Source organism: Pirellulales bacterium (assembly GCA_035939775.1).
Lineage (GTDB): Bacteria > Planctomycetota > Planctomycetia > Pirellulales > DATAWG01 > DASZFO01.
The window spans coordinates 1-26644 of sequence record DASZFO010000229.1 but is presented as its reverse complement, the minus strand read 5'-3'; the positions used below and the strand labels follow the sequence as shown (position 1 = coordinate 26644).

The window sequence follows — 26644 nt, the reverse complement described above, 5'->3', positions numbered from 1 at the left end:
CAACGGCCATTTGGAAGAGGAGATTTCCAAGGTCCAAGCGAGCCAGCAATATCGCCAGCCGCCGCAACTCTTCTGGAATTGCGGGCGCGAGAGCAAGACCGAATTTGTCGCCGTTTCGCCGGCCAAATGCGGCCCGGATTTCGCCAAGCCGCTGGTCGGCCGCGGCTGCGCGGTCGCTGATATCGACGGCGACGGCGACCTCGACGTGGTCATCACGTCTGTCGGTGGCCCGCCGCGCCTGCTGCGCAACGATCAGCACACGGGCCATCATTGGCTGCGGCTGAAGCTCGTCGGCACCAAAGCTAACCGCGACGCGATCGGCGCCGTCGTGGAAGTGAACATCGCCGACGAAACGCTCCGCCAGCAAGTCATGCCCACCCGCGGCTATCTCTCCCAATCCGAGCTGCCCGTCACCTTCGGCCTCGGCGACCGCAAATCGGTCAATGGCGTCACCGTCCATTGGCCCGGCGGCGGTGTGCAAGAAGTGCCGAACGTCCAGATTGACCGGCTGACGACAGTGACGCAGGGGCGGTGACGGGTTCGGGGTCTCGGGCGATTGTTATCCGGCGGAGAGATACTCGATCGCCAGACTCGGCTGTCATGCGCTTTTCGTACCTCGTCTTGCCTGAGCTTTCCGGAACAAAGTCGGATTTCCACCGAGATTTGTTTCCGATTCTAGCCCCGAACAGTGCTCTTGAAGGCAGGGAGTTGCGGAGCAACTCCCCCCGTGCGGATAATGGGGTGCCTTTCTGCATTCCCTTCGCCCGAACCGTGTCCGCCTTCCGCTGAGACCGCATGACTCGTCGCCGCGTCACAAAGCGTGCCAGCCATTTGAGTTTCGAGTGGCTGGAAGTCCGCCGGCTATTGACCGGGCACGACACGATCGCCACGGCTATTCCCGAGGCCCTCACGCAAGGGGTCGCCAGCACGGTTTCGGGCAACATCGACGAAACCACCAATCCGGCCATCAATCCTGCCGACATCTATCAAGTCGATCTCTCTTTCGGCCAACAGCTCTCGGCCAATGTCAATGTGCCTCCCAATTCGCTAAACAGCTATCTGCGCGTGTTCAACGCCACGGGGGCCGAACTGGCCAACAGCGGTAGCGGCGGTTCTGGGAATTCCGCGGCCAACTACACAGCCTTTGCGACCGGCGAGTATTACGTCGGGGTCTCGGATGCGTTTAATACGGGTTATGATCCGAACGTCTCGATGAGCGGATCCGGGGCCACGTCGGGCCAGTACGACCTGACGCTCCTCGTCAATCCGCCGGTAAGCGATCCGAACAATAGTATCGCAAACGCGACGACGGTAAGTTTTGTCCATGGCGTTTCCACCAGCGAGCAAGGCCTGATTTTCGATCCGCGCGATGCCGATCTTTTCAAGCTGTCTCTCAACCAGTTTGACGCGGCTCAGCTTAGCGTCAACGCCATTGCGTCAGGCAGCACCTTGGAGAGCCGGCTGCGATTGTTCGATGCCAACGGCAATGAACTGACCTCGAATAGCAATCCCGGTGGCTATCCGTGCTTGAAGTATGAAGCCACAGCGACCGGCGTATATTACGTCGGAATCTCGGGAAACGGGAACGATTCCTACGATCCGAACACACCGCGCAGCGGCGTCGATGCCTCGGTCGGCTCGTTCGAGCTGCAGGTGCTGGTGAACTCGCCCGATTCGAACTTCAGCCTGGCCACGGCCACTCCCGTGCATTTCATCCGCGGTGTTTCCACTACCGCGTCCGGTCAGATCGTCGATCCGCCGGATGCCGATATCTTCAGCTTGGCACTGAACAAGGGGGATACGGCCCAGTTGGGCATCAATGCGCTGGCCTCCGGCAGTCCGCTCGAGAGTCGGTTGCGGTTGTTCGACGCCGCTGGGAACGAACTCGCCTCCAACGCAACTCCGGGGAGCGATCCGAGTCTCACCTATCAAGTCACCGACGGCGGAATCTACTATGTGGGCGTGTCTGGGACCGCGAACGCCGCCTACGATCCACGCGTTCCGCGCAGCGGCGTGGACGCCTCGGTCGGCTCGTTTCAGTTGAACGTCATGGTTAATTCTCCCCCGCCGGTCACGCAAGAGGTCGAGCCGAACGACACGCTCGACAATGCCAATCCGATCGCCGTGCCAACCAGCGTCGGCGGCAGCATCGGAAACCTCGGCGACCAAGACTTCTATCTCTTTACCGTCACGGCGCCGGGACAACTGACGGTCAACGCCGCGCCGGATTCCCTCAGCGCGCTTGCCCCGAGGTTGACGCTGTATGGCACCGATCGGCAAGCGCTGCTTTCCGCAGATGGCCAATCGGGCGGTGACACTTTAATCCAGCAGCATCTGCCCGCGGGAACTTATTACGTGGCGGTCGCGTCGTCGGCCTCGACGGGCACGGCCGCCACGGGGGCATATCACCTCGCGACTTCGTTCATCGCCGCTACGCCTCCGTTTTCGGATGTTCCCGCCAATCAAGTTCCAATTGCTCTCGCCGAAGCCGATTTGAACGGCGACGGTATTCCCGATCTAGTCGTGTTGAACGGGCAGTTTCCATACAGCGTGACCGTGCTCCTCGGGGTCGGGGATGGCACGTTTCGCCCCGCGGTGTCTTATCCCCTTCCCGCAGTTAACTCTTCACCGTTCGACCAGCCGACGGCCATTGTGGTCGGGGATTTCAATAACGATGGTCATCCGGATATTGCGGTTGCCAACGTAATCGGCGGCGCGCAGGGCGACGTATCAGTGCTGCTTAACAATGGCGACGGCACTTTTCAAGCGCCGATGGAGATTCCGATTGGTCCGGTCGGCGGCCAGCCGTTGGCATTGGCAGTCGGACGATTCAACGCGGACGACAATTTGGATCTTGCCGTGGCAGTGGCCGATCCGAATGATGGCCCTGGAAGCGTGATCGTACTTTCGGGCAATGGCGATGGCACTTTTACGGCGGGACAGCCCATTGCCGTCGGCGTGCGACCGGATGCGATCGTGGCGGCCGACTTCAATGGCGACAACAAGTTGGATTTGGCCGTGGCCAATCGCAACTCGGATCAATACGGCACGACCTTGGGCGCGGGCTCCGTCTCGGTGCTTTTGGGCGGCGGCGACGGGACATTTACAGCCGAACAGCCCATTACCGTCGGCGATCAGCCCACGTCGATCGCCGCCGGCGACGTAGGTGACGTAAAAGTCGAAAGTGCCGATGGAAACATGGATCTTGTGGTCGCCAACGCCGCGACGCAAGACGTCTCGCTGTTACTCGGTCAGGCCGACGGAACCTTCCTGCCCGAGCAACGGCTCGACCTCAGGAACGAGCCGGCCGCGAGCCCGACGGGCGGTTTCCGCAGCTCCGTACTGCTTGGCGACTTTAACCATGACGGCCATTTGGATCTGGCACTGGCGAATTCGCAAGATTCTCTTGTGCGCGTGGCGCTGGGCACTGGAAACGGCAGCTTCGGAGCGGCCCAAACGGTCCTGGTTGGCGGTCAGCCCCAGGCGCTCGTTGCCGCAGATTTTGCCGGCAACGGACGATTGGGCATTGCTACGGCCGGCGGAATCACCGGCGCCGTGTCGGTGCGGCTGGGTCTGGGGGACGGGACGTTTCAGGCCCCGCCGCGATTCAACGTGGGCAACCAGCCGAACGGTCTGGTGGCCGCCAATTTCAACGACGATGGCCAACTCGACGTGGCCGTCGCCAATGCAGTGAGTCCCGGCGGGACCTCAATCCTGCTGGGTCGCGGCGACGGCACGTTCGATCCGCAGACCCTGCTCAGCACTGGTGTCAGCACTGCGATCGTGTCGGCCGATTTCAACGGCGACGGCCGAACGGACCTGGCGACAACAACCTTCGACCCGACCACACAACAGGGCGACGTCACCGTGCTGCTTGGGAAGGGCGACGGAACATTTCCGACGATACTACCTCCCGTTCCGGTCGGATTATTCCCGGTCGCCCTGGTGACAGGCGATTTTAATGGAGACGGCCGCCTCGACATCGCAGTGGTCAACGAATTCAGCAACACGGTTTCGATTCTGCTCAACGACGGCGGAGGCAAGGTTTCCGTGGTCGAAACGATCCCCGTCGGCATTGGACCTCATGCGATTTATGCCGCCAGAATTACCGGTGACCCGTACATGGATCTGGTTGTTGCCAACAGCAATGTCGATTCAAACGGTATGTCGCACGGAACAGGGTCCGTGTGCGTACTTCGCGGCGAAGGGAATGGCATGTTTCAGCCGCCGGCGACGTTTTTGCCGGTCGGAAAGGATCCTGTCGGCATCGTGGCCGGCGATTTCGGCAACGGGAGGACTGACATCGCCACTGCCAATGCCGGCGGCAACGATGTATCGGTTCTGATGGATCAAGGGGGCGGCAACTTCGCTCCCGCGGTAAGCTTTGCAGCCGGAACGCAGCCGTCGGCCATCGTGGCTGGTGATTTCAAGAGCGATGGCCATCTCGATTTGGCGACCACGAACACGCTTAGCAACGATATCACTGTGCTCGCCGCCTCTGGGATCGGCACGTTCGCCGCACCGGCCTCCTATCCCGTCGGGCAATCGCCGAGTGCGCTCATCGCGGCCGATCTGAATGGCGACGAACGAACGGATCTGGCTTGTGTCAACTTGGTCGACGGAACAGTAACCGTCTTGCTCGGTTTCGGAGACGGCACGTTCGTCTCTCCCGACAAATTCAGTTCCGATGCGATCGACTCGATCCCGACCCTGGCCGACGTGACGGGCGATGGAGTGCCCGACTCGATTGTCCTGAGCCAACAAGGCGGGCAGATTTTGGTTCGGCCCGGCCGAGCGAGTGAACCGGGCGCCTACAACGCCGCGCGGATCGTCAATCCCACCCAACCCGCGCGTGCTTTCACGATCGTGACTTCGGCCGGCCGAAATCTCATTGCGGCCGTGGATCGCGACGATAATTTCGTGTCGCTCTATGCGGTCGACGTCAACGGCATCTCGACGCTGGTCGACCGGCTAGCAACCGACGTGGAGCCGGTCCGCATTGCGGCGAAAGATCTCACTGGAAATGGTCTCCAGGATTTGGTTGTCGCGAATGCCGGCAGCGGCGATGTATCCGTCTTCCTTGCCACGGCGACTGGCGGCTTCACCGCGCTCGCGCCGCTCCCGGCGACCGACCATCCGGCGGAGCTGGCGCTTGTCGACCTTAATCGCGACGGGCTGCCCGAGATCGTGCTGACCGATGAAGTGGCTGGCACAGTTACGGTGCTTCTGAATCAAGGGGGCGGCGCATTTGCCGCCGCCGTTCATTATCGCGCCACAACGGGCCAGGCCGGCTTCGATCTCATCGGCGACGGTTCGCCGACTCTGTTGAGCCTCGACGGGGCCGGCAGCTTCGTGGCCGGCGACTTCACGGAAAACGGAACCACCGATTTAGTGGTCGTCAATTCGGGCGACGCCAGCCTCTCGTATCTCGAAGGGGATGGCGCCGGCGGTTTCTTAAATCCGCAGCGGATCGTCGCCGGATTGCGGCCGAAGATCGTGCGAGCTGGCCATTTCTTTCCCGACGGCCATCTCGATCTGGCCGTGCTCGACGCCGACAACCATACCATTACGATCCTCCGCGGCGATGGTCACGGCAATTTTCAACCGGCTGGTCAATACGACGCCGGCAATGTGCCCAACGGTCTTTCGATCGGCGAATTTGACGGCAATGGAATCTCCGACGGGGATGATGACGGGAACGGAATCTCCGACCTCGTCGTCGGCAATGAGTTCGGCGATGTAATGGGCCTGCTCGGCAATGGCGATGGAACCTTCTCGCCGTTTTCGCGAATCGGCAAGGGAATCGCAATTTCCGTGGGCGGCGTGAGCAGCACCGGTCAGCAGTTTTTGGTCGTGTCCGATCAGACCCGCGATCGCGTTGTTCTGGAAATCGGCTCTCAGACGTTTGTTCTGCCCGGTGGCTTCATTGCGCCCCGTGCGGTGAAGCTCGCCGATCTCAATGGCGATGGCTCTCCAGACCTCATCGTGGCCAACAGCGGCGGGAACGACGTACTCGTCTTTCCCTTCGATCCTTTAACGGGACAATTTGATCTTGCGCCTGTCTCGTTCTATGCGGGCACCGACCCGGTCGACGTGCAAGTGGCCAACCTTGGCGGCACCTCAAATCATCTCCCCGATCTGATTATCACCAATCAGGAATCGAACGACATCTCGATTCTTATCAACAACACTCCCCTGCCCACGCTACAGGATCGCCATCCTTTGCCCAGCTTTGTTGCCGGGCCCCGTCTCGACGTCGGTCTTTCTCCGGTCGCGGCACAATTGGTTCCGTCCGCGGGTCCCAACGGGCCGAATCTGTTAGCTACGAACTCCGGCTCGAACAACGTATTCATGCTTCCGGCCCTTGGCGGTGGGTTCTTCAACGACGCCAATCCGACCGTCTTCAATACTGGCGCCGGGCCTCAAGCGGCGATCGTCGGCAACCTCTTTGGCGGCGCCGGGCTCGATCTGGTGACGCTGAACTACCTGTCGAACACGCTTACAGTCTATCGCGACTTCGATCCCAACTCGCGGCGCGACATCGGCTCCGGCGGCGTCGGCCCGATCACGGCACTCGCCGGCGATTTCGCCCAGAATGGCGGAGTGGAATTGGTCGTGGGAAACAACGTCAATGGGGCGCTGGCGATCTTCGCGGGCACCGCCGATGGCCTGGTCGAATCCGATGCGATCTTCAACGAGAACTTGCAGCATCCGGTGGCGCTCGCGCTCGCCGGCGAAGGGCATGAGCTGCGGCTGTTGGCCGCCGAGGAGGGGGATGAGGTCGTTCGCGTCTCGAGTTTCGAATCGGTCTTGCAGCCGACGACGCTGGCCGAAGGCGATCTGTCGTCCACGGGCATGCCGGGATTTTCTTTCGGGCTGGGCAACTTCGCGGTTCTTTTCTCGGTGCTCGGCGCGGTGGCTGAAGCGGGGGTCGGCGACCTGATCGTGGAAATCGAGCTGGGAGCCAACGCCGGCGGGGCGAGCATGAACCTGCCGTCATGGAGAGATTTCTCCGTCGATCAATTCACGGCCGCGGTCGCTCGCGGGACCAAATGGTTGGAGTCGGCCGTCAGTACGATCGAGGTCTCGGCCGGATTGCACAACTTGCCGGATGCCGCCGTCGATGCGATCGAATCCGTGTTGAATGCCGCTACGCCGCAGGTGCCCTGGCAAGCGCTGCATGAGTTCGTCAATGGACTGCTGCATGCGTCGGCGCAGAACCAAAAGGGAGCGCAGAAGCCGGCCGTTGCAGACCAGGTGCTCGACAGTCCCGGCCCCGAGCGGCCGGTCGATTCGGCAGTGGATTCGCTGCTGCTCGACGGCGAGCCGCAAGAAACGAACGACTTTGCCTTCGGGGCGGATTTCCTCGCCGAACTGACCCGCGCGGCGAGCGATCGAGACGCTGATTTGCTGCTCCTCGACGATGTGTTCGTCCGGCAAGGGGCATTCGGTTCGGACGAAGATTGGAATTGCCGGCAGTCGCTCGCGTCGCAGCCAGCGCAACGGCGCGCATTGGTTGAAGGCTTGGCGAATGCACCGATGGATCCGCGATCGTCGATCGGGGTGGCGGCCACGGTGCCGGACAACCATCCACCGTCACATCGCGCAGTGTCGACAAAAAGTTCATTGCGGTCGGATTATTTCTTGCCGGAGATCGTGGCCGCGTCGTTGGCCTGCGGTGCTTGCTTCGACAAACGTCGTTCGCGCGACGGATTCATCGAAAAAAGGCGATCTCGTCCTACGTCTCTAGGAGGCAGCCATGCCAAACGTGATTAAGGACTACCTCTCGCCGCAATGGTGGGCGGTCGCCGATTGCGCTGATGCCTATGAGTCGGAGTGCGGCAATTCATTTCCTGAGTTGCGCTCGTACGTCGAGCGTCTGACTCCGGCCGACCGGCCGGCCGGGTTGGCTGAGTTGGTCAAAATCGAAATGGAGCGCCGTTGGCGGTCGGGGACTCGCAAGAAAGTCGAAGATTACCTCCGCGATTACTCCGAGCTATCCGATCCATCGGTTTCGCTTTCCGAACTCGTCGTACATGAGGCGCTCATCCGCGCCCGCCACGGCGATCCCCCCTCGCTCGACGAGCTGCACAACCGCTTTCCGACTCTCGATGCCAACAAGCTGCTGCCACCGGGCCAGGAACTGATCGGCACGATTGCTTTAGGGGGACCAAACATCGAAACCGAGCGCTCCGACAGCCGCGCCGACGAGCCGGCAGTCCGCGGAACGATTGTTTTCGACACCGAGCAGAGCAACCGTTCGTCGGGGAGCACTGCCGGAGGCGGATCATCTCCGACCGCGGGCGGCGCGGCCCGAGTGCCGCAGGCTGCTGCCGCGACCGGTTCAATCAGCCGTTATGCGATTCGCCAGCAACTCGGTTCGGGCAGCTTCGGCGTGGTCTTGCGCTGTTTTGACGAAGACCTGAAGCGCGACGTTGCGATCAAGCTGCCGCATCGGCAGGGCGCTTCGTCGGCGGAGCGCGTCAAGGAGTTTCTACACGAGGCGCAGAGCGCCGCCCGCTTGCGGCATCCTGGAATCGTCACCGTTCTCGACACCGGCCAATCCGAGGACGGCCGGGTCTATATCGTTTACGAATTCATCCGCGGCGAAACGCTCCAGCGCCGCCTCGAAGCGGGCAATTACTCCCTTGAAGACATCGTCGGCTGGGTCGCCGACACGGCCGAGGCCCTGCACCATGCCCACAAGAACGGCATCGTCCATCGCGACATCAAGCCGGCGAATATCCTGCTCGATGAAGAGAGCCGCCCGCACGTCGCCGATTTTGGGCTAGCCAAGATGGACGACCACTTTTTCAAGGACGACGCCGGGCGCGTGCTCGGCACCGCCGCATATATGAGCCCCGAGCAAGCGGCCGGGCAATCCCATTGGGCCAGCCCGCAGACCGACATCTATTCGCTCGGAGTCATGCTCTATCAGATGCTCACGCGGCGGCTGCCCTTCAACGGTGGCACGCTGAGCGAATTGCTTGAGCAAGTCAAGCACCGCGTGCCATCGCCGCCCCGCACGATCGACGACAAAACCCCCAAGCCGCTCGAAGACATCTGCCTCAAGGCGATGGCGAAGAACCCGGCCGACCGCTACTCGACCGCCGCCGATATGGCGGCCGATTTGCGAAAGGCGCTGGCCGGCGCCCCCCCGGCGCGGTGGGGGCGGTGGTGGGCGGGAGGTTTGGCGGGAGCGGCTGCGGCGGCGGGCGTCGCGCTCATGCTGATTTGGGGACCGGGGCACAATGATTCGACCCGCTCGCTCGATGGTTCGCATGGAGTCGCGCCGGGCGGTTCTGGACAGGCGGGAACGAACGGTGCCGAGCAATCGAGTCCGTTTAGCCCAGGCACCCCCAAGTTGGACATTGACTATCAGGCGGCCACCGAAGCAGGCGTTTGGCATCCGCTCGGCGGAAAGCCTTTGATTCTGCATGAGGGAGATAAGGTGCAGTTCCACGTCAAGTTGGACGTGCCCCGCTACGTCTATCTCTATTGGTATGATGTCAATGGAAAGCCCGAGCGGCTTTGGCCGGTCGACGCCGATCACCAGAGCCCAGTGATGAAGGTCGATTCGCCGGAAGCGGCGGACGATTGGCGCGGCATCGATAGCCAACGTGGAGCGGAGTTCGTGATGGTTGCCGCCCGCGATGAACCGTTGCTGGGGGCCGAATTGTCGAGATTCGAGCGCCAGTCGGCGTATCCCAAGAATGCCGTCCGATTGAGCGATTTTTATCAGGTCGGTTCGAAAGAACTCAGCCGCGGTCTGGGGGCCGTCGTGAAGTCGCGAAAAGATCCCTTGGACATCGCGTTCGAAAAGACTTTGCACAGCACCTTCGCATCGTTTCACGGACTTGTCATTCCGCACCTGTGAGCAATTCCTGACGCTAAACATGCGAGCCTGTCTCTCAACTGTCGTCCTGTTGCTCGTCGGTCTGTCGTCGATCTTCGCCGCGGAGCCGGCGACGGCGCCGGCCGATCAAACGACGGTGCTGCGGGCCTCGGCGTTCTTTGCCGCCGGGCGGTTGGTCGAGGCCGAGCGAATGTTTCGCGACGTGTTGGCCGCCGTCGATGCCGGCTCGCTCCCCAAGCAAGAACTCGGGCATTGCCTCGGGCCGCTTGTGCAAATCTATCGCACCTGGGGGCGCAACGACGATGCCCTGCGCATGGCCGAGCGATTCCGAACGTTTCTTCAAAACGCCCCGAAGCTCGACGCCACGATCCGCCAGCAGCAGTTGGACGAGATTGCCTTGCAATTGGTCGATATCCTGACGGCACTCAATCGCTCGGACGATGCGGAGCACTATCTTGCGGACGCGATTCGCGCCAATCAAAGCGAGCGCGGCGATCCGACGCGGCGGCTGTTGCTGCTGATGAAGTCGGCCCAGTTGGCTGAGGCGGAGGGAGATTCCGCGAAGAGCCGCGAGCGTTGGTCGCAAGTCGTCGCCGAAGGCAAGGTCGAAGTGGCGCGAGTCGAGAAGCGCGAGTTGCCCGCCAAGGTCTTCCCAGATTGCGTCGCGGCGCTCTCGGTGGCTTACGTCGCGCTGGAAGACTTTTCAGCGGCGATCGAGATCAAGCGCAAGCTCCTCGATGTGCAGATCGCCCGGAAGGATCGGGCTGCCGAGGTGACAACGCGCTCTGAGATTGGCAGCCTGCGATTGCAAGATCGTGAGTTCGCCGCCGCCCGCGACGAGTTTACCGCCGCGCTTGCTATTGAGCACAAGCTCGCCGTTGGATCGCTCACGGAAGCTGATCTGGAGAGCCGCCTCGCCGGAGTGCTGCAGGCGCAAGGTTTTGTCAGCGATGCCAAGCAGCACTGGGGCGTCGCCGCGGCCCTCTATGCCGACGCTCTGGCAAAAGCCGAGCGCGATGAAAACGGAATTAACGCCGTGATGAGCCTGCTCGGCCAGCTTGAGACCGTTTATCAGCAAATGGGGCAATTCGGAGAGGCGATCGGATTCGGCCGCCGTCTCCTGGAGCTGCGCCAGGAGCGCCTCGGAAGGGATCATCCGCTCACGCAAGCGGCCAGCGCCGATCTCGGGGCGCTGTACGGTGCGGTCGAGAACTATGAAGCGGCCAAGCCATTGTTGACTAAAAGCCTCGACTATTGGCGCCGCCGAAATCCGCCCGCGCCGAATCCATTGGCCCGAGCGCTCAACGACCTGGGGGTCGTCGAGCGGGCGATCGGGTCGTTCACCGAGGCCCAAGCGCTATTCGAGGAGGCGTTGGCGGTCCGCACTCGAATTCTCCATCCCGACGACATGCGGTTGGCCTATTCGCTCAATAATCTGGCGAGCGTCTATCTGGCCAAAGGGGAATACGCCAAGGCGATCAACTTGTTCGATCGCGCGATCGACATCTATCGCCAGCGTGGCCGCGTGGCTGAAGATTCGCTCAGCAACTCGCTCCTCAATCTGGCGATGGCCTATAAAAGCCAGGGAGAGTTCGATCGGGCCCTCGGAAAATGCCGCGAAGCGATCGACGTGTTCGAGCGTGTCTTTGGTCGTGACGCTCCGGGCGCGGTGAGTTTGTACTCTGCCATGACGTGGCTCGACATCGCGACCAATCGGCTAGACGACGCGGCCGAGTCCAACCGGCACGCATGGGAACTGTGTCAGGCCGACAAGCTCGAACATGAACCGGTCGCCGCGACCGTATTGAATCAGAGAGCGGCAATCGCCAGTCGTCGCGGCGAATTCGACGCGGCGGCCCACGATTGGAACCGCGCCATCGAGATTCAGCAGGCCGCCGGGCAAACGTCCCAAGTCGCGCGAACGCTGTATTTTCTGGGGACGGCCGAATCACTTCGCGGACAACCGGGCAAAGCTGAAACGCTGTTTCGCAAAGCCCTAGCCTTGCAGCAAACGATTCAGGCCTATCCGGCCGTGCATTACCTAACGTACTGCAATTTGGCAGAAATCCTGCGCGGCGAGGGAAAGCTCGACGAAGCCATCACGTTGCTGCAAGCTGCGGTCAAGCTGGTCGAAGCGCCGCGAGCCGGAACCTTCGGCGCCGAGGAGGAGCGGGCCGAGTATTTCAGTCACTTCGATTTCGCATTCGATCTCTTGGTCGCATGCAACCTGCAAGCCGGCCGAATCGATGAGGCCTTTCAGTTCGCCGAACAAGGACGCAATCGCACGTTTCTCGATCAGCTCAGCCTCGCCGGAGTCGATCTGCGCGAAACCCTGACCGGACCAGGCGCGAAGGAATTGCTCGACCGCGAGCGGACCCTCCGAACGAAGCTGGGGACGCTCCGCGGCCAGATGCAGGCCGCGGCGGGCGCGACGGATCCTCAATCGTCTCTCGATCAATTGCTGAAGGACTACGCCGGCGCCCAAGAGCAATTTGCTCAAGTCTGGACCGACATCCGCAATGCCAGCTCCTTTTATCGCGAGCAGCGCGAGCGCGGCACGCCGATTGGGTCTCTCGATTCGATCCGCCGACTAATGGGCGATTCCCATAATCTCATGCTCTTCTATTATCTCGGCTCGAAAGAAAGCCATTTATTGATCATCGGTGATCCGCAAACGCCGGTTGACGTCGTGCCGCTGGTGATTCCCGAGCCGCTGGCGGCTGGATTGAAGATGAAGGCCGGCCCGCTGACGCGGCCGATTGCCGTTCAGATCGTGAGCCAGTATCTGGCCGACCTGCGCGATCGCGCCGGCGGCCGCGGCCTAAGCGGCATCGTTCACTCGCAGAAGGGAGTGATGGCCGCCGAGCAAGGAACGCAATTGGCTGAAGTGCTCTTGCCACGCGAAGTGCGCAAGCGCATCGCAGAGCGCAATCCGCAAGGAATCACTATCGTCCCCGACGGAGCGTTGCATCAACTCCCATTCGAGGCGCTGCTGCTCGAATCGGGCGAGTCGCCGCGCTATTTGCTCGACGTCTTTCCTTCGATCACCTATGCACCCTCGGCGACGATCCTTGTCAATCTTCTTTCGCGGCCCGCGGCCGATCCGAAGACCGCCGCGACCGTTCTCACCGTCGGGAATCCGCACTACCCTCAGACCGACGATAAGCTTCATTTGGATTCGTTGGCCGCGGTTTCGCGCGACGCCTTCTTGGAACTCGGCGGCCGACTGCCGCTCTTGCCGGGAACGGCCAAGGAGTGCGATCGGGTGGCAGAGTCGTTTCCGGCCGATCGCGTCAAACGACTGGAATGGGACGACGCGACCGAAGGAAATGTGCGATCCCAAATCGCCAACCGCCGCTATATCCACCTTGCCGCGCATGGCTTGGTCGACACCCAACACGACAACTTATTCGGCGCGATTGCACTCGCTCCCAGCCGGGGGATGAGCGAATCCTCCGACGACGACGGCTTTCTCTCAATTCACGAGATTCATGAGCTGCCGCTTTCGGGCTGCGAACTTGTGGTGTTGAGCGCGTGCCAGACGAATGTCGGCCCCGATCGGCCCCTAGAGGCCGGGGCGACGCTCGCTCAAGCGTTCTTGGCCGCCGGGGGAAAGCGCGTCGTTTGCAGCCACTGGAATGTCGACGACGCCTCGACGGCCGAGTTGATGGGGACGTTTTTCGGGGCGATCGCCAAGGCCGATCGGCAGGGAACGAAAGTGAACTACGCGACCGCGCTCGCGGAAGCCCGCAAGTCGATCCGCGCCAACCCGAAGTGGGCGTCGCCATATTATTGGGCCCCCTTCGTGCTTTTGGGTCCGGCTGAGTAAACTTGAGTTCATGGCCATTCTCAAAACCGCCGATGGGATCGTCCACAATCTGGGCGAAGAGACCGTCACGGTCGGTCGCGGCGCCTCGAACGCCATCCCCTTGGCCGACAGCGCATGCTCCTCAAAACATGCTCAACTCGTCCGGGACGAGAACGGTTGGCGAATCGAAGATCGCGGTAGCTTGAACGGCACCTTCGTTAACGGCCAGCGCGTTCCGACCGCGCGGCTCGGACCGGGCGACCGGATCCAGCTCGGCGCAACCGAGTTGATCTTCGAAACCGAATTGGCCGCGGCCGCGCCCGCCATCGGCGCACAGTCCGGCGGATCGGGTTACGCCAGCTCCTTCTTGCAATCGATCGTCGGCGACAATGAATCGGACAGCGGCGGTCCCGGCAGCGTTTGGGAGCGGTCGCTATTGATCGACGACACGCCGGAAGAAGAATCGACCTCTCATTTTGAGGTCCGGCCTGTCGATCCGGCGGCGCCCACGGCGGCCCAGACGATGCTGCTGACCGCTTCGGCGCGTGCGGCGGGAAAAGTGGAACCGCCGAGCCTCAAGCGCCGCCCGAACGAAGGCCTTGCCGAGGCCAAGCTTCGGTTGATCCAAGGAGTCAGTGAAAAGTTGGTGCGGATCTTCGATCCCAAGCAATTGATGGACGAAATCCTGGTCATCGTGCTGGAGCAGACGGGGGCCGATCGCGGCTTGCTTTGTCTCTTGGACGATCAGCGCCGGCCGGTGCCGATCGCCGCCCTCGGACTGGCGGAGGGGCAACAAGTCCGCGTGAGCCGGACCGTCTTGCGGACGCTGCTCGATCGCCGCTCGGGTGTGCTGATTCAGGGAGGCGGGTCGGCGAATATCCTCAGGTCGCTCGAAGAGATGAACGTTTGCTCGACGCTCTGCGTGCCGCTTTGGACCGGCGACAACATCATCGGCTTCCTGTCGCTCGATTCGACCCGCTTCACTAAAATCTTCAACGAAGACGATCTCGACTTGCTGTTGGCCGTGGCGCATCAGGCAGCGATCGGGATCGAGCGCGGCCGCTTGAGCCAATTGGTCGATTCCGAACGAGAGGCCCGCGCTTATCTGAGCAAGTATCTCGACAACCGGATCGTCGAGCAGATCAGTCACCGTGGCAACGGTGAGGACCCGCTCGCCCCTACCGAGCGAGTCGTCACCGTGCTCTTCTCCGATATCGTGTCGTTCACGAAGATCTGCGAGGGGCTGCCGCCGGTTCAGGTGGCCGGCTTCATTCGCGAATACCTGACGATGATGACGGAACTCGTCTTCGCTCACGGCGGCACGATCGACAAATACGTCGGCGACGCGATCATGGCCCTGTTCGGCGCCCCGATGCCCAGTCCCGACAGCGCCGGCTCGGCGATCCGTTGCGCCCTCGAGATGCGCGAGCGGATCCGCGACTTTCGAGTGCCGAAGCCGGGGGGCGCAGCGCTGCGAATTCGCGTGGGAATCAACACGGGACCGGTCGTGGTGGGAAATATCGGCTCCGCGCGCCGAATGGAGTACACGGCGATCGGCGATGCCGTGAACGTCGCCGCGCGGCTGGAAACCTTCGCCAGGCCGAACGAAATCTGCATCGACGAGACGACGCACTCCCAGACCGGGGGCGCGTTCAACGTTGAAGAGATCGGCACGATCGACGTCCGCAACCGGGCCCAGCCGGTCAGCGTGTACAAAGTGCTGAGCGCAAACTAGCCGGGATCGCGTAGCGGAATTCTCCGGAATTCCACTAATTCTGTCCCCTGCCCCTCGCCCGGAATTCTGGCGAATTCCGCTACGTGCCGCCGCCGCATTCAGCGCGACCGCGATCGTCGCCGCATAGCCAGAATCATTCCCAGCCCACCAACCGCGGCGAGCGCGAGCGACGAGGGCTCGGGCACGGCCGTGACGGTAAATTTGCTCGGATCCGTAAAGAAATTGGTCGTTATCGTGCCGCCGGCACCGACCGGTTGCCCGTTGGTGAGTGGGTTGTTGTAGGGTGTAAAATCGTATGGGTTCGGATATGTGGAAGGTTTGCCGAAGTTAAAGCTCTGGCTTGGATCTCCCATCGTTGCATAGACGTTGATATTCGCATCGAAAGGAACTCCAACCGCCGCGTCAAACGACCCGCCGTTAATCGTGGGATAGGAGACGTGAAATGTGTTGGGAAAGACGGGATCCGGCGTGATGCCGAAGTTGACGCCGGCAAAACCGCCGGTCTGATTCGTGAACGTTCGCATGCCGGGGTCGAAAGTAAACGTGCCGTGAAAGAGGTTCACGAACGTTGCCCCTTGCTGCGCAGTCGCATCGACCTGCACGAAGACATCGAAAAACGAGGGGAAGGCCAGCGAGCCATTGCTGCCGCTCAAGACGAGGCCTTGACCATTGCTGGGGGGAGTGAGCTGAGTCGGATCGGTCGGAAGAATGGTGGCGCTGCTGGCCGAATTGAAACCCGGGACGCCGTTCTGGGGAATCTGGAACTGAAACGTCGCCGTCGGCGGGGGGGCTCCCGGTCCCGTGTAGTTGGCCACTAGTGTCGTGCCGCTGGCGTAGGCATTCCAGAGATTGGATTTCCCGTCATATAGTGGCGGGACGGCAGTCGGCGGCACGTCGACCCAGCCGCGGCCGCCACTACTCTTGACCACGCCGGACCCGGTCAATGTGGCCTGTGCCCAGGATTGGGCGTGAGAATAGACTACGTCAGAACGTATGCTCGCCGAAGCGCTGTTAAGATTGCCGACGTTATAAGACTTCGACGTAGGGTTTGGCGCCGGCCCGCCGTTTTCCGCGGCATACGTCGCGCCATTGATCACGACGGCTCGCGCGGACGAGGCCGCTAGAACGAACACCAGCAAGCCGACAACAACAATCGTTCCGCGAAAGAATCCAACGAATCGGCTCGCATTGGGTTGTATGTTCATTAGACGTTCCCTTTCCGGAACAAATCGCAAAGGTGATCTCTTGGCAGCCGCGTCGATCGCTTTAGACTGGAATGCTTGCCAAGAAACGACTGGACCAACGCCTGCGCGCCGCGCCCGTCTTGAAGCCAACACCTATCCGCTAATCTACTTACGGGGGGGAGAATGTCAACATTTTTTTCGGTTGATCGCAGAGATTTCTTTCAACCTGCCCCGCTCACCAGCGGTCGCCGGCGCGAAAGCGATCGACGTGGATTGTCCCGCGGGGTTCGATTTCGACATGGACCGCGCCGGATGTTGCCGTGTTGAGCACGATCGCCCCGGACTTTTGATAAGCGTCGACGGCGATGCGCGAGTCGTGCGCGAGGTCGCCGCTGATGACTGCCCAGTGTGCCCGGCACCAGCCGGCGAACTGCGGCGGATTGCTCGTAGCGCTGCCGTGGTGCGGGACCATGGCAACGTCGAACGGCGGAGTGGGCGCCGCCACCACCGCCTCCAGCCCTGGCGAGGCCAGGTCGCCCGTGAGCAAGATGCTTCGGCCGGACCATGCGATTGCCAGGAGAATGCTATCGGCGTTCTCGGTTTGGCCCATTCCCTGCGGCGGCGGATGCAGCACGCGGACGGTCGCCGCATCGCCGGTCAGGAACCGATCGCGGATCGAAGTCTCGCGAAGCGGCACTCCGGCCGCGGCGATTGCCTCTTTGAGCGCACCGAGCGCGGACGTATCGCGATTGAACATGACCGGCGACACGTAAACGGCGCCCACCGAGAACCGTCGCAACAACTCGGGCACGGCGTTGAAGTGGTCCGTGTCGTTGTGTGAGATCACGATCGCGTCGATGTGCGTCAGGCCGCGAGACCAAAGACAATCTGAGATTTCGCGGGCGCCGACCTGTGGCGAGCCGAGCCGCCCGGCGTCGGAGACGATCACCTTCCCATTCGGCAACTCGACCACCACGCCGCAACCGTGGCCGACCGCGACAAACGTGCAGTCAAGCCGCGCAGGCCGCTGCGCCGCAAGCCAGGCCGCGCCAAAGCCGATTCCGCACCAGCCGGCGAACAGCCCCCAGCGCCAGCGCGGCGGCGGCGCCCTCTGCGGGACGAACACGATCCAAGCCAGGCCAAGGTAGAAGACCGCCAGCCACCAATCCCGCGGCCCAGGGACCCAAAAATGACTGCCACGGATCGACGCGGTCGAAGCAATCGACCATTCCAAGATGTGCAGATTCCAATCGCAAAACCGGCCGAATAGCGCTCCCAGCGGCGGCAACAGCCACCCGAACAGGAGCACGCCAAAACCCGAGGCCATCGCCAGCGTGAGTGGAACGATCAGCAGCGGATTGACGAGGATCGCCGCCGGCGTGACGACGTGAAACCGCGCCATCACCAGCGGCAAGACGGCGAGCCAAATCGTCAGCCCCAAGAGCGCGACCGAGCGCAATTCGCGGCCGGCAATCCACAGCATTCGCGTCGGCAATGGGCGCGTTTGGGCGATCAACCGCGCGAGCGGATCGAGTGCTGGCCGGCGGTTCCAAAGGTGGTCAAATGCGATGATTGCCGCCACCGAGAGGAAGGAGAGTTGCGTGCCTGGGCGAAACAGATCCGTCGGGTTCAAAGCAACAACGGCCAGCCCCGCCAGCGCGAGCGAATTGAGTCCCAATCCGCCGCGCCCCAGCCACATCGAGCCGCAAACGATCCAGACGAGCACGGTCGCCCGCAGCACGGGCGGCTCGGCATCGGTCACGAGCGCATACATCCCCGTGATCGCTGCCACGCTCAAAAGCGCCCATCCGCGCGGCATCCAACCGGTCCGCAGCGCTTTGAACAACAGATAGGCAAGTATGCCGACGTGCAGTCCGGCGACGACGACGATATGGATCGTGCCGGTTTCGAGAAACGCTTCAACGCGGCGCGGATCGAGTTCGTCGCGGCTGCCGAGCAAAACGGCCGCCGCCAGCCCCGCCCGCTCGTGCGAGAGATTCCGCCAAAGAAGCCGATCGCCGCGGCTGCGCAGCTCTTCAACCGCGCGATCGAGGCTCCAACCGGAGGCCCGCTCGACGACGTCCACGCATTGCGGGTAGCTTGCTCGCACGATTGCAAGCTGCCGCTGCCCGCGGGCCAATTCCGCGAAATCCTGCTCGCCCGGATTTCCAGCCGGCGACGGGGCGGAGATGCGGCCGAAAATCCGCAGCCGGTCGCCCGCGTGAACGCCCAATAGATCGCCTTCCACCACCAACAGCGCGTTGCCCGAGGCCGGTTCGAGTCGATCATCGATGCGAATCGCGGCCACGCGAATCGGCAGCCGCGTCACGTCGTCCGGCTCGGGAGGCCGCAGCGGATCGTACGGCGGAGGCGGAATCCGCCGCGGTCCGCTCGCCGCGATCGCCTCGATGCAGATCGGCGCCGACGATTCGCGCGCGTAGCGGCCGATTTCATCGACGTGATAGAGATGCCAATACGCATGATGCCAGCCGCCGCCAAGCGCGACGAGCGCGCCAATCAACGTTGCTGCCGCCAGAGTGTCACGGCCAACCTTCCACAACGCGAGCCAAACGACCCAAGCAACTGCGCAGGCAATCAGCCATGCGGCGGTTGCCAAGTTGATCTGCCGATCCGCGACAATCCCTGCACAAACGCCCGCCAGCACGACTACCAGCGGCTGATATGGCATGTCGGACTAAGGCCAGAGGTCGGAGGTCAGAGGTCGGAGGTCAGAGGTCGGAGGTCAGAGGTCGGAGGTCAGAAGACGAGCGTTAGCCGGTTCGCTTGCGAACCGATGTGCGCGAGCCAGCCAGTCAGCTTGTTCCTCTGAATTTACGCCGCAACCGTCACTCACCGGCCACAATCAGATCGAACCGCCGGTTCTGCTCGGCGAGCGAGATCGCGCCGGGCGCTTCGATCGTGCCCCAGCCGTTGTAGCCGATCTCATCGAGGGCTTTGCGCACGGCCGGCCAATTCACGCTCCCCTCGCGGAGCTTCGGCCAGGAGCCGCCGTGGCCGTCCGCCGTGAGCTTGTAGTCCTTCACGTGGCACTTGACGATCAGCTTCCCTAGCGTGCGAATCCACTGCTCCGGCGGGATCAGATACTTCACATGGTTGGCGATGTCGAAATAGGCCTGAATCCACTTGCTCTCGCACGATTCGACGAGCTGCTTGAAGAACTCGGGGCGGACCCAGAAATTGTTCCACACATTCTCGACTCCGACCAGCACTCCCGCCGCCTCGGCCACCGGGATCAGCTTTCGCAGCGCATCGCGCGACATGTCGGTCGCTCGATTCTGAGCTTCGATGTAGTCCTTGAACTTCGCGTTGTCCCCTTTCACGATTCGATTGACGTGGCCCGTCTGGGGATCGAAGTCGATATCGAAATCCCAGGCGTTCGGCGTCGCGATATTGCTGCCCAACTTGCAGGGAACCAACAGCACGGCGCTCGCCCCATAGCCTTGAGCGGCGCGCAAGGCGATCTCGGCTTTGGAAAGCGAATTGGCCACTTCGCGCGGATTCTCGCTGTTGAAATCGAGCCAGCCGAGCAGGACCGAGTGAATCACCAGCCCGGCGCTCTCCGCCCGCTTGCGGGCCGCCCTCGCCTCCTCTGGCGAGACCTGCCATTGAAGTGCCTCGATCCCCTCGAACCCGGCTTCCTTGATCTCTTTGAGCTTTGCGTCATCGGTCTTGTCGCTCATCACCGCCTTATGAAACGGATGCTTGAACGCTTCCGCCCGGCACCGCCCGGCAACGGCTAGCGCCACCCCCGCGGCGCCAGCCGCGCCGACAAACTCGCGGCGATTCAATCTGGGATGCATCAATGCCTCCATCATTTGGCCGCAGCGAAACGTGTAGGGTGTGTCGAGCGCAGCGCTGACGCACCATTGAGAGCGTCTAACAAATCGGGCGGGGACTGTCCCCCTTATGCGCAGTCCGCGGAGCAAAACGGGGACTGTCCCCCTTCTCCCAGCCGGATTTGTAAGGCGCTCGACGAACTCGGTCCGCACAGTTTACCAAAGTCAATTCGCGCGTCCAGCGGCCGGCTGGCTCTGCAACATTCGCTCGCGCCGATCACGGACCGCTCCAACTGAACGAGGCGGAGCAAAACGAGGACTGTCCGCTTCTCCCAGTCGATTTGGCGGCGCGCATCGAGGGCTGCTCGACGCGCGCCCAATTCCGAATTGTCAACGAACGAGCCGCGTCGGCAAACACCGCCGGCAACCGAGGATTTCTTCCTCCCCGGCCGATCACAAGTACATACATATGTATAGTATCCTGCAAACGCAGAATTTGGCCACGCGACGGATGTCGTAGAGACTCACCTGCTTGCCGACAGTTGGTCCAGAATAGAAAACGGCGTCAGGAGCGGAAACCCGATTCGATTCCTGGCGCCGTTTCTTGGCCCACGATCGTTCATTCGGGCGTTCCGGCCGCATAATTCGGTGCGCGACGAGGATCCGCTCCGCGCGCACCTATTCAAGATGCGAAAGACCGTGACGGCGTGAGCCGGCATTTTACCGTCTATTCATGTTCATTGCTCGTGGATAATTCCGCCTGCTTAAGAACGAGTTGTGTCGCGTCTTCCGACAAATCCGGCGGATAGCCGTACTTCGCCAAGAGTCGTCGCACACGCCGGCGTAGGTCGGCGCGCACGGATTCGCGCCGTGCCCAGTCGAGCTTGGGCAGGCGCTTCACTTCCTCCGATAATTCCCGCGCCATCAACCGTAGCGTATCGGACTTCATCACTTCCTTGGCCGACCCGTTTTCCGCTAACGCGTCATAGAAAGCGGTCTCTTCATCCGTCAATCCAAGTTCTTGTCCATGCTTCTGGGCATCGCGCACCCATCGGGCGAGGTCCAGAAGCTTCGAGATCATTTCCGCAGTGGTAATCTGCTTGTTCGTATAGCGGATCATCGCGTCTTCCAACGCTTCGCGGAACTGCTTGCTGAGTACGATGTTCTTTCGTTCGGTCACGCGGACCTGATCGTTCAGCAGTTTACGCAGCGTCTCCATCGCCAGGTTCTTCTGCTCCAGGGCCGACACGCGCTGGAGGAAATCTTCGGAAAGAATGTCCAGCCGCGCCGCGTCGAGTCCTGCTGCCGCGAACAGGTCGATCACTTCTCCGGCATCAACGGCGCTACCGATAACCTGACGCACCGCGGCATCAACGTCACGCTGGCGGAAACGGCTGCCGTCATCGGTCTCATCGGCAAGCCGCTTTTGCAGCATCGCCACCAGGCGCTGATAGAACGCCAGGTGCGGAGCGATCGCGTCCGTCTCCGGCCGCGGGACCGCCAACGCGAACGCGGCAGACAGCTCCTTCACCAGCTTGCGCAACCGCCGCCGCCCTGGATTCTCGCGCAGCGAAGCGCCGGCGGACGCGGCGAACTCTCCGTTCTCGCCGCGCTGCCTCAGCACGTAGTCGATTGCAGCGACGTAAACGCCAAGCACCGACTGCGGCGGCGCATCCAGTGCCGCGGCGTAGTCGAAGCCGTGGAAAAAGTCGCGCAGCTTCTCGAATGCCGACATCATCGCCGGCACTGCCTCATCTTGCACTTTCTTGAACGCTTCCTCGTCTTTCCCGCTCGCCTGCGCGTATGTTGCTAGCGCGTCAGCGAACTGATCCGCCAACCCCAGCATTTCCACAATCAGCCCGCCCGGCTTTTCGCCGTAGACGCGGTTCACCCGAGCAATCGCTTGCATCAGGTTGTGCCCGGCCAGCGGCTTGTCGAGGTACATCGTATGGGCACACGGCACGTCGAAGCCGGTGAGCCACATGTCCACGACGATCACCAGCCGGAAATCGTCCTCGGGGTTCTTGAATCGCTCCGCAAGACGTTTGCGCGCCTCCTTCGTTCGGACGTGGCTCAAGAGCGGCTCCCGATCGTCCGGCCCGCCGGTGACCACGACCTTCATCAAACCCTTGTCGTTGTCCGGATCGTCCCACTCAGGCCGCAGAGCCTTGATCTCCTGATAAAGTCGCGCGGCGATGTCGCGGCTCATGGTCACCACCATCGCCTTGCCTTCCATCGCGGCGCGGCGCTTCTCCCAGTGCTCAACGATGAACGACGCGACGGACTTGATGCGCTCCGGCGCGCCGACGAGCGCTTCGAGCGGCACGCGCACGTTGTCCGGCGCGTCGGTCCCGGCCCTGCTCGCCGCCGTCGCCTGCTCGATCTCCGCCTCCGCCGCCGTCGCGCCCGCGTCATCAACCGTCAACTTGACGATACGCGACTCGTAGAACAGCGGCTTGGTCGCGCCGTCCACTACCGCTTGGCGCACATCGTACACATCCGCATACTCGCCAAAAACTCGCGGCGTGCTTCGGTCGTCGCGATCGAGGGGCGTCCCAGTGAAGCCGACGAACGTCGCATTGGGCAAGGCATCCCGCATCCACTTCGCTCCGCCCTCGACGAAGCCATACTGGCTGCGGTGCGCCTCGTCCGCCATGACCACGACGTTCGCCCGTTCGGAAATCTTCGATTGCTCCTCCGTGAATTTCTGGATCGTCGTGAAGACCACGCCGCCGGCTGCGCGGTCGAGAAGGTCCTTCAGGTGCGCGCGGCTATCGGCGTGCACCGGGGCCTGACGCAAGAGCGCCTGCCCAGCGGCGAAGGTGTCGAAAAGCTGATTGTCCAGGTCATTGCGGTCGGTGACCATCACGATCGTTGGGTTTGCCAGCGCCGGCTCGCGGATGAGTGCCCCGGCCAGCATCAGCATCGTTAGGCTCTTCCCCGACCCCTGCGTATGCCAGACCACGCCCCCCTTGCCTGCGCCCGCCGTCGTATTCGCGCCGGCGGGGGGCTTAAGCGCCTTGAGCACGCTGGCGCGCGTCTTTCGCACCGCCCGGAACTGATGATATCCGGCGATCTTTTTGGCGATGTTGCCGCGATCGTCCTCCTCGAACACGACGCACGAGCGCAGGTAATCCAGCAGCCGCGACGGCTCGAACAGCCCGCGGATCAGCGCCTCGAGCGTCGGCTCTCCGCCCCCTTCCGGCCGCCAGGGCAGAAATCGGTCCAATCCTGACGTCATCGAGCCGACGCGGGTCAGCAGCCCGTCCGAAACAACCAGCAGCACGTTCGGCACGAACAGGTCGGGCACGCGCTCCACGTAGCCCTGCAATTGCGCGATCGCGGCCGGCAAGTCCGCCCGCGTGTCGGCCGGGTCCTTCAACTCGATCAGCGCGATCGGCATGCCGTTGAGGAACACAGTCAGATCCGGCCGGATCGTCTTTCCGGACGGCCCGACAATTTGCAATTGCCGGACGACAAGCAGCTCGTTCTTTGTGGGATCGTCAAAATCGACGATATTCGCCCGCCCGCCGCGCGTCTCCCCGGTGGCCGAATCGCGGTACGCGACTTCCACCCCGCTAGTGCGCTGCTCTTGAAACCAGCGGTTGTTTTGGATGAGCGTCGGATGCGGCGGACGCGAGATCGTCCGCACCACCTGCTCCACTTCTTCGTGCGGCAGCTTGGGATTGAACCGATGAAACGCCGCGGCCAACCGGCCTTCCAGCAAAACCTGGGTCAAATCCGCCCGTTGGCCACCGTCTTCAATGTCAGCGCCGGTGCGCAGGATGTAATTCAACGATTGAAAACAACCTAAAGCAACCAACTCGATGTCGGACTCACGCATTGGCAGCTTTCATTTCAGAGCCGAGCCGAGACCGATGACAATCGGTTGGAATTCGCCTCCGGTGCATGGGTTGAACCCCTCGGGCCAGCATGCGCTCATGCGGCAAAGCAGTTTTTGCTGCATCGGCGCGCTTGGATTGACACGCTCGACTTGCAATTCGGCGAACATCGTGCCGCACTGTTCGAAAAGGTCCCGTACTTCGCGAGCCAAGTAACGCGGCACATACCCAATCTGCACGTCGTCGCCCTCGGTAAACACGGCCACCGCTTGTGGATCGCTCGGATTTGTATCTTCTGGCACTGCACGAAGGCGTTCCCCGACCCGCAACGAGCCGACCCGCGACTGCGCGTCCGCGCTCATATGGCGAATTCCGTGGAGAAAGAACTTATTCAAATATCCACCCTCTGTGTCGCGCGCGGGACAAGGAAAAAGCTCCAGTTGGTCGGTGGCGCGCCGCCCTTGAGTTACCGCGAGAAGCGCGATCGGGTCGGGAGGATTATTCGGATCGAATCCGCCCCAGGTCAGATACGCTTGGTATTCGGGCCGCGACCGCGAGAGCAGTCGGTTGGCAAACAGGGGAAAAAGCTCATCCGACTCGTAAACCGCGTCCAGGCGCGGCATTTCCGCGAACGGCTGGAAGTCAGGCAATGTCATTGCCCCGCGCGTATAAACGAATCGATAGCCGCCCGGCCCGTGCTCCAAGCGGCCAACCGGCCCCCAGCGCGGGCCGTTCGGCTCGGGCGACCTCCAGGCCACGAAAAGGGTGTTTGTCATTCAGTCTCTCCGGTCAATAGACGCCTTTTGTTCTCAAGCATCATCTGCAAAGTAAACTCACGGCAAACGGGCGACATCCGACTCGGGGGTACTCGATTGATGGCGTCCTGGAATGCATCCGCGGCCACTGAACCGATCCGACCCAACCAGATTCTACCAGCATCGGGAACCAATTGCTGAAATGCCTGCCAAACTGCGACTGTCGTCATCCGCCGCGACTCCTTCGGGTCAGCGTAAAAGCCGGATCGCGCTCGCCGCACGAAAGTCGGAATCTGCCGACCCCGATCCTTCGATTCCAAGCGGGCCTTTTTCTCATCGTCCGACACATTACGCGCCAACGATGCCCCATGGTCAAACGTAGGAGCGAGATAGATGCCCGAAAGATCGCGCAATGCCCCCCAATTCTCATGGTGCCGATCTTGATTGGCGATTAGCGCGTCAAGCATCACATAACCCGCAAATACGCCCAAGGCTGAATCAATCTCGCGCGGCAAACCGCCGCAATAAGCGGCCGGCGGGGGCTTAAGTGTCGGCATGACGGCGGCGACCGCTTCGACCGTGTGGCCCCGTACCTCATATTTGCTGCCGTCCGGGTAAGATGGATTCGTCTCCTGCAAAAGCTGATTACCCAAGACTAGCGTCGCTGGTGGAGGGGCGCAGGTCGTGCAAACAACGCCTGGCACATTCCGCGCCACATCGTGGGCGAGCTCGTAATGAACGTGCGGCAACCCGATTAACGCGCAAAGTTCACAGGCAATCCTTTCCGCCCAGTCCTCGCCGGTTCCGCGTTCTTCTGCCTTGAAGAGCGTGAGAGCACCGTCGTCGGCGCGGTACCAGAATTTCGGTTTCGTACCGAGCTGTTCCAACAACTCAAGGCGGCGAGAGTCAACGCGGACGACGGGAAACATCGACTAGACCGCCTCCGACACAGCCCGCTCCGCCGTGCGCACCCGGACCGCGCCGGAAAGGAGTTTCGGCAGCAGGTAATCCCGAAACTCTGCGAGTTTCGACGACTCGCGAATCTGCGACAAGGTAAGTTCGAATAATGGCCGAACTTTCCCTTCGAGGGCGATAAGAAGTGCTGTTGTCGGCAGCAAGACGCGAGACGATCGGAACGTGCCGGTTGTGATCGTATCGAAGACTGACCCGTGTGCGGCATGCACGAAGCTGTCAATTACCTCTCGCAGTTGGCAATACAATGTCGCGTCGGCTCCATTGCGAGACCGAAGCGCGTAGCACGTTTGATTCATTGCGATCTCATCGCCAAACATCGACATCCGGCCAGTAGTAGCCCCTCGTGCAACCACGACAGAACTCCAAGCCGGAATAAGCTTGGTAGAACTCTCTTCCAGCCCGCGAGCCGTAATGCGCCGCTCCGTCCTGATCACGAACGGTTCGCGGCACTGGGACACGTCCTTTGCACTCGCCCACGGGATGTCTCCCTCCCAATACGCCAGTTCCGAAGTCGACGGCGTTCCTCCACTAATCAGTTCAGCCTCTTCCAATATCGAACCGGCCCGCCATCCTTCCGGGATCCGGTCGAGTTCGGAATCGACCAAGCGGGCGGGAAGCTCGTCGAAGACGGCTTGGGGCATGGAGGGGAAAGCGCCGGCGCCGGCGGCCTTGGCCTTGACTGGCTCGAAGTC

At 62.0% G+C, this 26644-nt stretch carries 12 protein-coding genes; 5 read left to right on the top strand and 7 right to left on the bottom strand.

The window, feature by feature from the left end:
- The 5 genes from VGY55_14315 to VGY55_14295 form a co-directional block, all read left to right on the top strand.
- A partial coding sequence (locus VGY55_14315) for a CRTAC1 family protein (GenBank protein HEV2971144.1) occupies positions 1–535 on the top strand: 535 nt, incomplete at its 5' end.
- Between the two features lie 260 nt (positions 536–795).
- Positions 796–7776, top strand: a complete 6981-nt coding sequence (locus tag VGY55_14310) for a VCBS repeat-containing protein (protein HEV2971143.1) — start codon at positions 796–798, stop codon at positions 7774–7776.
- The gene (locus tag VGY55_14305) at positions 7760–9877 is read left to right on the top strand and encodes a protein kinase (protein ID HEV2971142.1); all 2118 of its coding nucleotides are present in this window, start codon (positions 7760–7762) and stop codon (positions 9875–9877) included. Before VGY55_14310 ends, VGY55_14305 begins: the two co-directional genes overlap by 17 nt.
- A 19-nt stretch (positions 9878–9896) precedes the next feature.
- Positions 9897–13685 (top strand): CHAT domain-containing tetratricopeptide repeat protein, encoded by a 3789-nt coding sequence (locus VGY55_14300; GenBank protein HEV2971141.1) that lies wholly within the window; start codon positions 9897–9899, stop codon positions 13683–13685.
- A 10-nt stretch (positions 13686–13695) separates the two neighbouring features.
- Positions 13696–15399, top strand: coding sequence for an adenylate/guanylate cyclase domain-containing protein (locus tag VGY55_14295; GenBank protein ID HEV2971140.1), 1704 nt, complete (start codon positions 13696–13698; stop codon positions 15397–15399).
- Positions 15400–15497: 98 nt separating this feature from the next.
- Here the strand turns inward: VGY55_14295 and VGY55_14290 are convergent, their stop codons facing one another.
- The 7 genes from VGY55_14290 to VGY55_14260 all read right to left on the bottom strand — a co-directional run.
- On the bottom strand, positions 15498–16604 hold the full coding sequence (locus tag VGY55_14290) for a PEP-CTERM sorting domain-containing protein (GenBank protein HEV2971139.1): 1107 nt from the start codon (positions 16602–16604) through the stop codon (positions 15498–15500).
- A 214-nt stretch (positions 16605–16818) separates the two neighbouring features.
- Entirely contained in the window at positions 16819–19272 is a 2454-nt protein-coding gene (locus VGY55_14285) for a ComEC/Rec2 family competence protein (GenBank protein ID HEV2971138.1), read from the bottom strand.
- A gap of 157 nt (positions 19273–19429) precedes the next feature.
- On the bottom strand, positions 19430–20404 hold the full coding sequence (locus VGY55_14280; protein ID HEV2971137.1) for a sugar phosphate isomerase/epimerase family protein: 975 nt from the start codon (positions 20402–20404) through the stop codon (positions 19430–19432).
- A gap of 703 nt (positions 20405–21107) precedes the next feature.
- Complete coding sequence (locus VGY55_14275; GenBank protein ID HEV2971136.1) at positions 21108–24224, bottom strand: type I restriction endonuclease subunit R; 3117 nt, start codon at positions 24222–24224, stop codon at positions 21108–21110.
- Between the two features lie 9 nt (positions 24225–24233).
- A complete protein-coding gene (locus VGY55_14270) occupies positions 24234–24998 on the bottom strand; it encodes an HIRAN domain-containing protein (GenBank protein HEV2971135.1) in 765 nt (254 codons plus the stop codon).
- Entirely contained in the window at positions 24995–25630 is a 636-nt protein-coding gene (locus tag VGY55_14265; GenBank protein ID HEV2971134.1) for a hypothetical protein, read from the bottom strand. The genes VGY55_14270 and VGY55_14265 overlap by 4 nt, the downstream gene beginning before the upstream one ends.
- A 279-nt stretch (positions 25631–25909) precedes the next feature.
- The coding region (locus VGY55_14260) for a restriction endonuclease subunit S (GenBank protein HEV2971133.1) at positions 25910–26644 on the bottom strand (735 nt) is incomplete at its 5' end.

Excerpts from the sequence above, each read along its gene's own strand:
- VGY55_14300 (HEV2971141.1), top strand. The coding sequence starts at position 9,897 with ATGCGAGCCTGTCTCTCAACTGTCGTCCTGTTGCTCGTCGGTCTGTCG.
- VGY55_14305 (HEV2971142.1), top strand. The coding sequence starts at position 7,760 with ATGCCAAACGTGATTAAGGACTACCTCTCGCCGCAATGGTGGGCGGTC.
- VGY55_14290 (HEV2971139.1), bottom strand. The coding sequence starts at position 16,604 with ATGAACATACAACCCAATGCGAGCCGATTCGTTGGATTCTTTCGCGGA.
- VGY55_14295 (HEV2971140.1), top strand. The coding sequence starts at position 13,696 with ATGGCCATTCTCAAAACCGCCGATGGGATCGTCCACAATCTGGGCGAA.
- VGY55_14280 (HEV2971137.1), bottom strand. The coding sequence starts at position 20,404 with ATGCATCCCAGATTGAATCGCCGCGAGTTTGTCGGCGCGGCTGGCGCC.
- VGY55_14275 (HEV2971136.1), bottom strand. The coding sequence starts at position 24,224 with ATGCGTGAGTCCGACATCGAGTTGGTTGCTTTAGGTTGTTTTCAATCG.
- VGY55_14270 (HEV2971135.1), bottom strand. The coding sequence starts at position 24,998 with ATGACAAACACCCTTTTCGTGGCCTGGAGGTCGCCCGAGCCGAACGGC.
- VGY55_14310 (HEV2971143.1), top strand. The coding sequence starts at position 796 with ATGACTCGTCGCCGCGTCACAAAGCGTGCCAGCCATTTGAGTTTCGAG.
- VGY55_14285 (HEV2971138.1), bottom strand. The coding sequence starts at position 19,272 with ATGCCATATCAGCCGCTGGTAGTCGTGCTGGCGGGCGTTTGTGCAGGG.